This window comes from Frankia sp. CcCS3, from assembly GCF_977927575.1.
On record NZ_CDWRCL010000122.1, the window covers coordinates 1 to 11,320 of the forward strand.

An 11,320-nucleotide genomic window follows, 5' to 3' on the forward strand; every position below is an offset into this window, starting at 1 on the left:
TCAAGGCCACCCGACCAGGCTCAGGCCGGGACGGGGGCGGTCCGGCATGCGTCGATAAAGGTGATCAGTTCATTCACCCGGTCGGACCGGGCGTCGACGGCGCGGTTCACGACCCGGATGAGGTGAGCGTAGGCGTCCGTGTGGTCGTAGTGGGCGACTTCCCTGATCCGCAGTGCCCATCGCCAGTAGCCGCGGATGGTGTCGGCCAGTGGCATCCGGAAGGTCGCAATGACCTCGCGGATTGGCTCCACCACGGCGTCGCCCTCCCGGCGCAGGTACCGCTCGACCACATCCGCCATGAACGCGAAGTGGCGCGACTCGTCGCGGGCGAGTCGGGTGAGGACGTCGGCCAGGACCGGATCGCCGGCCACGGTGCGTAGCTGCTGATAATAGAGCTGCGTCGCCTTCTCCTGCACGAGTGCGTAGGCGAACAACGAGACCGCGTGGTCAAGTGGCAGATCGAATTTCTTGCGGCCCTCGGCCGCCAGTTCCCGACGCAGTTCCTCCGGTTCGGCGATACCGGCGGCGACCTGGTAGCGGAACAGGGCCCGGGCGTGGCTGTCCTCTTCCTGGGCCCACCGTACCGTGAAATGGTAGAGCTCACGGTTATGGATAAAGGTTTCCAGGTCAACGTCGGAGTTGAGCGGGAACGCACGCTCGTAGAGGCCGAAATAGCCGGGGAGATGGTCCTCGATCAGGGTGATGAAGCGGACCGCTGAGCGATGGCCTTCGGTGAGCCGGTCGGCCTCGGCCTCGTCCCACTGGAAGGCCGATTCGACGTCCCACCGGCGGGCGGCGGACCCGGCAGAATGAAACGCGGTGACCGCCGCCGCCAGGTCGGAGGCGGGCAGCAGCGGCAGCACCGGACGGGTAAAAGGGCCGTCGGACCGGGCAGGGCGGCGTTGCCCCGCTTCCGGAGCAGAGGTATATGATATAACGGTGTTCGATACGGTCACGATGATTCTCCTGTTGTCAGACCGCCGCCGTCTCGAGCGCCGCAAGCACGATACGGACGACGTCGTTGATGGAGCTCAGGGTGAAGACGTCCTCGATATCGTACGTGCGCTCTATGCGGGAGATCATGACCAGGACCTTCACCGAGTCCGCGCCTTCGACGGCCCGCAGGTCGAGGTCGGGAGTGAGCGCGTCGGCTGGCATCCCGAGCTCGCGAGCAAGGATGGCGGTGACAGTACTGACAATCTCGGCGCGGGAGGGTGTCATCATGACTCCTTCAGTCATTCGCCGTGTCGGTTGAGGCGCGTGAGAGGGACTATTCAGCCCTGGCCGCCGGCGGCCTGGGCCGCGGTGATGGCTTCCGCGACGCGGTCGAACTCGTCCGGTCGCAGGTCCAGGCGTTGCCGCGCGATGTTCATCGATGTCGGACGGTAGGTCGCGCTCGCCGCAGCCACCAGACTGCCCGCGGCGTCGAGGATCTCGGCCTCGGCACGCACCAGGCCGCCCGCGCCCGTCGGGTTGGAGACCGGCTCAGCCGCGTCGGCCTGTAGGCGGGCGACGCACTGGTAGTCGGTGTTCACCCGCATCGCGGTGACGTACCGCAGCCGCATACCGGTAGTGAAGGAGGTGAGGCCTGTTCGCAGAACGATCAGGTTTCCCATGGTTTCGTCGCAGATGACTCCGATGAGACCGCCGTGCACGACCCCCGGGTACGACTCGTGAGTGCGGTCCAGCCTGAAGCGGGTGGCGATCCCGTCGGGACGGAAGGCGAAGCGGAGGCGCAGGCCGTTTGCATTGTGCGGTGAGCAGCCGAAGCAGCGGTAGCTCTCCAGGACCGCCCAGGGCACCGGCAGGTATTCCTCGTCGGCCGAGAATTGGGAGGGAGCGGTCGGGTGAATGTGCATCGGTTCCTCCGGCAGGGAATCGGTCACGGCGCGCCCCTGCCGACGGCGTCGCACGTGATCCGGGGCGCCGCCGTCGTCGCGCGTCGCCCCCGCATCCGATCGGGTCTGGAACGACGTTCTCAGATTCGACGCATCAGGCCACTATTTCGGCCATCGCGTGGCGGATGCCGGAGTTCCGGCTCAGGTCCCGGCCGACCGCTGTTCCGAGCATGCGCCGGAGCTTGGCCTGGAGCTTTTCCAGCGCATCCGGCGGAGAGAACTGGAGATAGACATCGATCACGTCGTCGACGGTCTCGTGCCCCCGCATCTCCTCGACGCGCTGATGCTTGTAGACACCGACCGGGTGGTTGAGCCGCGGGCTCGTAACGTAGAAATGAATCCTTTCCAGGACTGACCTCAGCTCGTGCGGGTGGAGTTCCAGGCGACGCTTCAAGTAGAAGAGGAACTCGCGGGCGTGCCCTGCTTCGTCGCGGCTCGCGCGGAGAAACAGGTCGGCCAACACGGGCTCCTCCACCCACTCCGACATCGCCCGGTAGACCGTGTTAACGATGATCTCGGAGATCACGTTCGTGGTCAGGGTCGCACTCGGCGTGATACCGGCTTCGTACGGCTCACGCAGAGCCTCGATCTTGTCCTGGTCGACATGGACGCCCACCGCCTTGAGCCAAGCACGGAAGGCGTAGTGATGCTGAAGCTCCTGGTAGGCCCAGATGGCCACGAAGGCCGAGCAGTCGTAGTCGTCGTGGAACTCGCTGAGAAAACCGTGCAGCCCGGGGAGAGACGTCGCCTCGCCCATGACAACGCCCTTGACAAGCGAGATGTAAACGGGATGAACGAGGTCACGCCGGACGTTTTCCAGCCCGAGGTCGGAAACCTTCCACTGGAGGCGCTCGTAGTGCTGGAAAACATCGAAGCTATGGGACTTGTCAGCGGTGGCGGTCGGCATGGATGGACTCCTTCTGAGCTTCCCTCGCAGGCCTTTGCCGCTCTACCATGGGTTGCCTGACAGATCATTACAACCCTGATATCACACGCCAATCGAACCATTCCGATCAGCTATCGCGAAAGCGCTTACCGCCGCCCAGCGTTCACGAGCCCTTCATCGTTCACGAGTCCTTCATCGGACCTGGTAGAACACGGTTGTCACGTACTGGTCGAAATCGTTCACTCGGAGCGTGAGCCGAAGTTGCCATTCACCGGGCAACGGCGCCCGGATCCCGTCGCTCCGCGCATGGCCCGGCGCGGCCAGGCTCAGCGGAACAGCGAAGGGGCCGAGATCGGCGGCCGGCAACGACAACGCCGCACTGGCCTCCACCAGTTTCTGCGGTTTGCCGCTCGGGCCCGTGGCGTGGACGTCCAGGGTCTGGGCGCCCACCCGCGTCGGTGAGACCCGCACCTTCACCGTCATCGGACCCGCGAAGGTGGTGTCGGAGAACGGCGGTGAATAGCTGGTACGTCCCGGTACCATGTTCACCAACCCAGCCGTGATCCCCAGCACGACAGCCCCGGCCACGATTTCCGCCATGACACCCCGCCGCAGCCCGGCAAGCAGAACGGTATCCGGCGAGCGGTCCGGCCGGCCGGCCGGCTGATCTCTGTTCGTTCTGTACTGCCGGCGGACCCACTGCCGCGCCAGAGCGCCGGGAGCGATCATTCCAAGGACCAGCCACACCTTGTACACCAGCAGTCGACCATAGCTGGTATCAATCAGGGCCCGTGGCGGGCCGACCTCACGCCAGCCCTGGAAGACCCCGCTGACCATCACGGCGGCAACGGCCACAACCGCGATCTTCGACCACCGGGGAAGGACCTCCGCCGGCTCGGTGGCCGATGCGCGGCGCACCAGGAAACCGGCAATCATCACCAGACCACCGATCCACACCGACATGGCGATCACATGCACCGTCGTGCTGGTGGTAGCCAGCCAAGCCAGGTCGCCGGCACTGGCATGACCGATCATGGCAAGCGTCACGGCCACCACGACACCGAGACCGGCGAGCTCCCCGTTTCCCCGCAGATCCACCGACCCGGTTCGCAACAGCCGCCGCACGAGAGGCACCATCAAAGCAAGAGCGAGCAGACGGATCAGCAGCAGGTGGCCGAACCGATCCGCCAGGGTGGTCGACAGAACCGACCACTGCCCGAGTCCCCCGAGGCCGAGCCCGGCAGCGTAGGGGCCCTGCAGCAGCAGCTGCGCGAAGGCCGCAAAAACGGATAATCCCCACGCTGCCATCAACAGCCGGCCGCGGCCGGCCGCACGAAGACCTGTCGGCCAGAGCACTATCAGAAAGAAACAGACGCCCAGTAACAGGGCCGTCGCGGCGTATCCGAGAAATCTCGCCACGGCAAAGACGACGCCCACCGTCGAGGAGCCCGATGTGCCGGAGGCCGCCGCGGCGGCGGCCTCCGGCGGCCCGCCCACACCGAAGGCGAGCGCACCGGAAACAGGATGGCTATCCGCCGAGATGACACGCCAGCTCGCCACGTACGTGCCGTTCGGCAGCCCCGGCCGGAGCGCGACCGTCGCCTGCGAGGCCTTGGGACCAGATCCGGCACGATCATCATCGACCCGCCTACCCGCGGAATCGAGCACCCGGATCGAATCGCGCGAGACCCGCACCGACTCGCTGTAGTCAAGGGTTACCCGTGCGGGTGCGACGTCGAGTGCCGCGCCGTCCACGGGGTCGCTACCCGTCAAAAGGGCATGCGCCGACGCCGACGGGACCCCGAGGCCGAGACCGATGGAGGTGGTGGCCATGACCAGGAACGTCACGGCCACCACCAGGATGCGGCGCACGACGGTTAGGCGCGCCGCCGCAAAGAGATCAGCGCGAATCCACCGGCAAGCAACCCGAGTGCGCCAAGGACGAGACCGGCGATCCCCAGGCCACGCGCCGTCCCGTCGGAATCGTCGGAGGCCGATGCGGCTTCGTCCGACCGCACCGTGGCCGCGCCATGCCCACCGGACCCCGGGGAGGATGCTGTCAGCGTGAGGACCGGCGCCGGCTTCTCAGGCTCCTGGGCGCCGGGGGCGACGACATCGACCCACCGCACGACCGAACCATCGGAGTAGGTCTGCAACGCCTTGAACACAATGTGGTCGGTGTTTTCGGGCAGCGGCCCGGCGGAGACGGTGAAGGTGTCGAACTCCCCGGGCTTGATCCCGCCATCCCCCTGCGCCGTCCAGGCAATCCTGGTGACGACCTCCTTGACCTCTCCGTCGTCCGTCATGAGCGGCTTCGGCGGAGCCGCCTTGGTGATCTTGTGTGTCCACCCCGCCTTGGGCTGGACCGACACGGACACGATCGGGGTGTCGGTGGGAAGCTGGACGTCCAACCCGGTCGTGGACGCGGTGTCCTTCTCCGTGGGGACCTTGAACGACAAGGTGGCGTAGCTGCCCGCGGCAGCCGTCGGCGGCTGCACCGTGACATGGGCGGACGCCGGTCCGGCCAGGAGGAACATCGCTGCCGCGGCAGTGCCGGCAAGCATGCCGGCACGCCGAACGTTGCGGTACATAAGATCCCTTCGAACGTCCCACGGCGCGTGGGACCACCTGAAGATGCCTTGCCTTGCTCGCGCCGGGGTCGCTCGTCGGGCAGATGAGCCCGCCAGGAGAACTCGTCTACCAGGCTCGCCGTGACGTCAACGCTCGCCGTGACGTCAACCCCGGAGAAGGGGAAGCGGGTGGTCCCCGACGCCGTGCGCCACGGCCAAGGGGGCGAGCGTGCGGTCTCGGCGCCCGCTTCCGAAGGTTGATCTTCACGGTGGGTGGGACAGGCGGAACGACGGCAACGGTCACCGGATACAGCAACAGGGCCACAACGGTGCGCGGCTTCAGTCCGGCCGCACACCACACAGCCCGCTCGGAGTGACGAAGCATCAATCCCACACAGCCCACGGCAATGCCGTGGGCCGCCGTCATCGGAACATCCAGGCTCGGACCGCTGGCCAGGTGGGTGTGCGGATGCGCAAGTACGAAGGTGACATGGAGGGCGATCTGCGTCACCCCCAGACCCGCGAGCAGCGCAGCGACTCCTCGCTCGCGGTCCGCGAACCCGAACGCCACCCGGGTGAGGAGGAGGACCGCAACCAGCATGATCCCAGCGGCTGGCCGCGGCCCCCGCCAGAGACGTGCGCTGCCCAGGCCAGACACACCGAGGACGAGGCGAACACCACGGCTCGGCCCAACCGGGCCGTTCCCCTGTCCACCTCGCACCCTGTTGCCACAACGAGCAAGCTTGCCATGCCCGCCGCGGTCATGGCCACACCCCCGGAACCGTGCGGCTGGGGTTGATGATCTGGGGCGACGACCTCATTCAACCCGAACCGCCACCAGGCAGCCGCGGGCACCGCGATGATCGCCGTGAACACGATGCCCGAGGCCAGAAAGCCCAGGCCCATCCAGCTGGCCGATGCCGATCCACCGCTACGGAGTCTGCCGCCGTCGGGCACTGCCGCCGTCGGGCACTGAGGAATGACGGGCGGCGGATCCCGGGCAGGAAAGCACCTCCAGCCACTCGAAGGCGCCTTCGAGTACTCCGTCTACCGCAGACGCCTACCGCAGACGTCCGACAGGTGGGTGCTTTCCGTCGTTGGACGGCACCCCACCCTCCGGTCCGCCTCGGCGGCTACGCCGCGGTGAACGGCTGCTGCCCGCCGAACCGCTGCCCGGCCTGTTCCGCCGTGGGCTGTTCCGCCGTGGCCTGCTCCGCCGTGGGCTGCTCCGCCGTGGGCTGCTCAGCCTGGCCCCCGGCGGCCGGCTGCTCGGCCGCGGCTGGCGCTGGGGCCTGCTCGGCTGCAGCCTGCGCCGCTGCGGTGGGTTGCGCTGCTGGACCGGCGCCTGCGCCCGCCGCAACACCCACCAGCTCGCGTATCCTGCTTTCCACGTACCTGTCGCTGTAGTGCGACCTGTCGGCGATGCGCTGAACAAGGTCGTCGACGCTCGAGGCTGCGTCCAGGTCCGACGCGTTTACCTCGGCGAACTGGTCAAGGATCTGGTATCGGATCTGCTGCCAGTTTTGCCGCAGCACGCGCTCCACCTGCTGCGCTTCCTGCTGATGCATTATCATCACTCTACCCCGGTCGGGCATCCGTCCCACGGCTGAGCCTATGACGCGGGCAGAGACTGTCAACCGCAGAAACCACCACCCGTGACCAGGGCCGCGCGGCAGGACGAGCGACGACGAAAGCGCCGGCTGACGGATATTTCTTATCAACGGGGCAGAAAGGAAATATCCTGGCCGTTGAGGTGGGTCCTGGTTGATTCGTGGTCAGGTCGGAGGGTCGAGGGCTTCTCGGACTTTGGCGAGCAGGACCCGTTCGGAGAAGGGCTTTTCGAGCAGGATGACACCGGGATCAAGTTTCCCCTGGGTGGTGAGGACCGGGTGGGCGTAGCCGGACATGTAGAGCACCCGGGTGTCGGGGCGAGTGGAGCGGATCCGGCCGGCGAGTTCCTTGCCCTGCATGCGCGGCATGATGACGTCGGTCAGCAGCAGGTGGACGGGGCCGGGGTGGTCGGCGGCGAGGGGGATGGCCTCGTCGGCGGAGGTAGCGGTGAGGACCTGGTAGCCGTTGCGGGCAAGCAGGCGACGGGTGACCTCGAGGATGGCGGGCTGGTCCTCGACGAGCAGGACGGTCTCGCCCGCGTGTGCCGGAGTGCCGGTCGCGGTGTCCGGCTGACCGGCGGCGGTGGCGGGGAGCAGGCAGCGAATGGTGGTGCCGACCCCGGGTTCGGAGTAGATGTCGGTGTGCCCGCCGGCCTGGCTGATGATCCCGTAGACGGTGGCGAGGCCGAGGCCGGAGCCTTCCCCCTTGGGTTTCCGTGGTGAAGAACGGTTCGAAGACCCGGGCAAGGACCTCCGGGGGCATGCCGGTGCCGCTGTCGGAGACGCGGATCCGTGCATGCGGGCCGGCTTTCACGCCCGGGCGTTCGCTCGCGTAATCCGGATCGATAGTGATGTTGGCGGTGTCGATGGTCAGCACGCCGCCGTCGGGCATGGCGTCGCGGGCGTTGACGGCAAGGTTGGTCAGGACCTGTTCGATCTGGCCGGGGTCAGCCAGGATGGGCCACAGCTCGGGCTGCAGATGGATGTGCAGCCCGATGTGTTCGCCCAAGGTGCGGTGCAGCAGGTTCTCCAGGTCGGTGACGACCTGGTTGAGGCTGAGTACCCGGGGCTGCACGGTTTCGCGGCGGCCGAAGGTGAGGAGCTGGTGGGTGAGGACGGTGGCGCGGTCGGCGGCGCGTTGGATCTGTTCGATGTCGCGCAGTACGTCGTTCCACCGTCCGTCCGCGGTCTGAGTGGCGGCGGCCTGGGTGACCTCCTCGGCGACGAACGAGGCGTAGTTGATGATGGCTCCGAGGAGGTTGTTGAAGTCGTGCGCCACCCCGCCGGCGAGCTGGCCGAGGCTTTCCAACCGCTGGGACTGGTGGAGCTGGGCCTCGAAGTTGCGGCGTTGCGCCTCGACGCGCAACCGTTCCCCCTCGGCCTGGGCTTCGAGGCGGTCGGTGACGTCCCGGACCGCCGCGGAGACGAGTATTCCCTCCTCGGTCTCCAGCGGGCTGAGACTGATCTCCACGGGGAACTCGCTGCCGTTGCGGCGGCGGGCAGCGAGCTGGAGGCGGGCACCCATCGGCCGGGGGTGGGGGTCGGCAAAGTAGCGGTCCCGATGATCAGGATGGACGGCGCGGGCACCGACCGGGATGAGGATCTCGACCGGTTGGCCGACCAGTTCGTCGCGGGTGTAGCCGAACAGCCGCTCGGCCTGCGCGTTAACCAGGACGACCCGTCCGTCGGGGCGGACTCCGATGATCGCGTCGGGCGCGGCTTCCAGCAGGCCGCGGGACTTCGCCTCGGCCCGTTTGCGGTCGGTCACGTCACGTACGGCCGCGGAGACGATCGTTCCGTCCTCGGTCTCCAGCGGGCTGAGACTGATCTCGGCGGGGAACTCGCTGCCGTCGCGGCGGCGCCCGGCCAGTTCCATGCCGGCACCCATCGGCCGGGGCCGGGGATCGGCGAAGTAGCGGTCCCGATGATCAGGATGGACGGCGCGGGCACCGACCGGGATGAGGATCTCGACCGGTTGGCCGACCAGCTCGTCGCGAGTGTAGCCGAACAGCCGCTCGGCCTGCGCGTTGACCAGGACGATGGCCCCATCGTCCCGGACGGCGACGATCACGTCCGGCGCCGCCTCCAACAGACCACTGGCCAGGTCTGAGGAACCCTTCACCACATCACCACGATCGGTAATTGATCTGTCTCTTTAAGTGATGCTGCGTGGACCATAGCACAGATGCCGACCCCCCGTGCCGACCCGCCACCGTGGTTCACCGCTTATGCGTGCCTTCTCCCGGAGGACCGACCTGATCGGCTTGGTGGGATTCCGGCGGGTGGTTTTGAGGCGCCGGTGGATCGGGAAGCCATCGGATGGCGTAACACTCGGCCTCGGCGGCGGCACGTTCTCAGCGGCGGCACGTTTGGCGTGAGCATCTTCGACGTCGAGGACGGGGTGGTCGAGGACGGGGTGGTCGAGGTCCGGGCCACGGCCGGGGACAGCACTTGGGCGGCGATGAGGAGTGAGCGCCGATGGCCCGCGACTACTACGAGGTTCTCGGCCTCCGGCGCGACGCAGGCGGCGAGGAGGTGCAGCAGGCCTACCGCCGCCTCGCCCGCCGTTACCACCCCGACGTCAACCGCAGCCCGGAGGCGGAGGAGCGGTTCAAGGAGATCGGTGAGGCGTACCACGTGCTGTCCGACCCGAAGACGCGGGCGCGCTACGACCGGTTCGGCGCGGACTTCCGGCGCCTCCCCGAGGACTACGAGGAGCGGGTGGCCGCCGGCGCGGGCGTCGACGGAGGCTGGCCAGCCGGTGGTCGGGGCCGGGCCCGCGGCGTCGGGGTGGAACCCGGCTTCGGCGGGGATGGCTGGGATGGGGGGGCGGGTTTCGGCACAGCCGGATTCGAGGATCTGTTCGGAACCCTTTTCGGGGCCCGTGGCGCGGCCGGGCCGATCCCGGGCGCCGACCAGGAAGCCGAGCTCAGCCTGACGGTCGAGGAGGCGTACCGGGGTGGTCGCCGCCGGGTCACGCTGACCGGCTCGGACGGGCCGCGTTCTTACCAGGTCAGCATCCCCGCGGGGGTGGTGGCCGGTCAGCGGATCCGGCTGGCCGGGCAGGGCGGCCGTGGCAGCGGTGACGCCCCGCCCGGCGACCTCTACCTGCGGGTACGGATCGCACTGCACCCCCGCTATCGGGTGGGCGGCCGCGATATCCAGCTGAAGCTACCGGTCACCCCGTGGGAGGCGGCGCTGGGCGCGACGGTCTCGACCAGCACTCCCGGCGGCGAGGTCAAGGTCCACGTCCCGGCGGGTTCGTCGAGTGGCCGCCGGCTGCGGCTGCGTGGCGAGGGCCTGCCGAATCCGTCGGGACGGCCGGGCGACCTCTACGCCGAGGTCAGCGTGGCAGTGCCGCCGACGCTGACCGACCGGGAGCGGGCGCTGTTCGGAGAACTGGCGGCCACCTCGACCTTCGACCCGAGAAACTCCGACCCGAGAAACTCCAACCCCAGAAAGTCCGATCCGAGCAAGGGATCCTGGCGATGACCATCCCATCCCCGTCGCAGCAGCGGACGGCGCCGTCGCCGATCACCCGGCCGCGTTACCCGCTGGCACCAGCCCGGAAGCTGACCGTGGAGACGGTCGCCAGCCGCGGCGGGCTGCATCCCGACCTGGTCCGCCGGTTCGTGGCGCTCGGCCTGCTGGAGGCCTCCCGCGACGCCACCGGGACGCTGTGGTTCGCCCCGGACACCCCGGCGACGATCGCGAGGATCCAACGGCTGCGGGCCGGCCTGTGCCTGAACTACGCCGCGATCGGTCTCGTCCTCGACCTGCTCGACCGCATCGACCTGCTGGAAGCCGCGCTGCGCGGTGACCAGGCCGCTCGATCTCCGACAGCCGCAAGGAGCACACCGCCGTGGACATGAACCGGCTGACTCAGAAGTCCCAGAAGGCCTTGGCCGCGGCGCAGGCCAGGGCGACCGCGCTCGGGCACACCGAGGTCGACGGCGAGCATCTGCTCCTCGCCCTGCTGCAGGCCCCGGACGGGCTGATCCCCCGGTTGATCGGGCAGACCGGCGCCGACTCCGCCGCGCTGGCCGCCGCCGTCGAAGCCGACCTGGCCCGGCGGCCGAAGGTCAGCGGGCCGGGCGCCGCCCCCGGGCGGGTGTTCCTCACCCAGCGGCTGTCCCGGCTGCTGGATGCGGCCGAGCGCGAGGCCGGGCGGCTCAGGGACGACTACGTCTCGGTGGAACACCTTCTCCTCGCGCTAGGGCCTGTTTGGGAAGTTTATCGGGGCAGCCATTCGTTGATCGCGGCGATGGTGACTGTTGCTTCGTAGCGGACGGCTAGCTTGTCGTAGCGGGTCGCGACCGCCCGGTGGCGTTTGAGCCGGTTGATGTCTCACTCCAC

General features: G+C 68.2%; 10 protein-coding genes and 3 pseudogenes. 4 read left to right on the forward strand and 9 right to left on the reverse strand.

The features are described 5' to 3' along the window. Positions 1–20: 20 nt before the first annotated feature. The 6 genes from AC08OQ_RS12120 to AC08OQ_RS12145 all read right to left on the reverse strand — a co-directional run bounded on the left by AC08OQ_RS12120 (position 21) and on the right by AC08OQ_RS12145 (position 5,375). A complete protein-coding gene (locus AC08OQ_RS12120) occupies positions 21–956 on the reverse strand; it encodes an acyl-ACP desaturase (protein WP_476605308.1) in 936 nt (311 codons plus the stop codon). A 16-nt stretch (positions 957–972) separates the two neighbouring features. Beyond that, on the reverse strand, positions 973–1,221 hold the full coding sequence (locus AC08OQ_RS12125) for an acyl carrier protein (RefSeq protein ID WP_476605309.1): 249 nt from the start codon (positions 1,219–1,221) through the stop codon (positions 973–975). A gap of 53 nt (positions 1,222–1,274) precedes the next feature. Beyond that, on the reverse strand, positions 1,275–1,886 hold the full coding sequence (locus AC08OQ_RS12130) for a PaaI family thioesterase (protein ID WP_476605307.1): 612 nt from the start codon (positions 1,884–1,886) through the stop codon (positions 1,275–1,277). A gap of 106 nt (positions 1,887–1,992) precedes the next feature. Further along, entirely contained in the window at positions 1,993–2,805 is an 813-nt protein-coding gene (locus tag AC08OQ_RS12135) for a ferritin-like domain-containing protein (protein ID WP_476601318.1), read from the reverse strand. Between the two features lie 171 nt (positions 2,806–2,976). After that, positions 2,977–4,656 carry a copper resistance CopC/CopD family protein gene (locus AC08OQ_RS12140; RefSeq protein WP_476612052.1) on the reverse strand — a complete coding sequence of 560 codons (1,680 nt, stop codon included), beginning with the start codon at positions 4,654–4,656 and terminating at the stop codon, positions 2,977–2,979. Between the two features lie 5 nt (positions 4,657–4,661). Continuing rightward, on the reverse strand, positions 4,662–5,375 hold the full coding sequence (locus AC08OQ_RS12145; RefSeq protein ID WP_476601316.1) for a YcnI family copper-binding membrane protein: 714 nt from the start codon (positions 5,373–5,375) through the stop codon (positions 4,662–4,664). Positions 5,376–5,823: 448 nt separating this feature from the next. Here AC08OQ_RS12145 and AC08OQ_RS12150 point away from each other — a divergent pair, with 448 nt between their 5' ends. Further along, positions 5,824–6,153: a hypothetical protein gene (locus AC08OQ_RS12150; protein WP_476601315.1), complete on the forward strand. Its 330-nt coding sequence runs from the start codon at positions 5,824–5,826 to the stop codon at positions 6,151–6,153. Between the two features lie 544 nt (positions 6,154–6,697). On the opposite strand, the pseudogene AC08OQ_RS12155 reads toward AC08OQ_RS12150, so the two are convergent. The 3 genes and pseudogenes from AC08OQ_RS12155 to AC08OQ_RS12165 form a co-directional block, all read right to left on the reverse strand. Continuing rightward, positions 6,698–6,922, reverse strand: a pseudogene (locus tag AC08OQ_RS12155) (hypothetical protein); the annotation flags it as partial. A gap of 207 nt (positions 6,923–7,129) precedes the next feature. After that, positions 7,130–7,711 carry a response regulator gene (locus tag AC08OQ_RS12160; protein ID WP_476601314.1) on the reverse strand — a complete coding sequence of 194 codons (582 nt, stop codon included), beginning with the start codon at positions 7,709–7,711 and terminating at the stop codon, positions 7,130–7,132. A 19-nt stretch (positions 7,712–7,730) separates the two neighbouring features. After that, positions 7,731–9,089 (reverse strand): annotated as a pseudogene (locus AC08OQ_RS12165) (PAS domain S-box protein); the annotation flags it as partial. A 353-nt stretch (positions 9,090–9,442) separates the two neighbouring features. On the opposite strand from AC08OQ_RS12165, the gene AC08OQ_RS12170 reads away from it, so the two are divergent. The 3 genes and pseudogenes from AC08OQ_RS12170 to AC08OQ_RS12180 all read left to right on the forward strand — a co-directional run. Further along, entirely contained in the window at positions 9,443–10,456 is a 1,014-nt protein-coding gene (locus AC08OQ_RS12170; protein ID WP_476601313.1) for a DnaJ C-terminal domain-containing protein, read from the forward strand. After that, positions 10,453–10,836 carry a chaperone modulator CbpM gene (locus AC08OQ_RS12175; RefSeq protein WP_462189091.1) on the forward strand — a complete coding sequence of 128 codons (384 nt, stop codon included), beginning with the start codon at positions 10,453–10,455 and terminating at the stop codon, positions 10,834–10,836. Before AC08OQ_RS12170 ends, AC08OQ_RS12175 begins: the two co-directional genes overlap by 4 nt. Further along, positions 10,827–11,180, forward strand: a pseudogene (locus tag AC08OQ_RS12180) (Clp protease N-terminal domain-containing protein); the annotation flags it as partial. The gene AC08OQ_RS12175 and the pseudogene AC08OQ_RS12180, both read left to right, overlap by 10 nt. Positions 11,181–11,320: the final 140 nt, after the last annotated feature.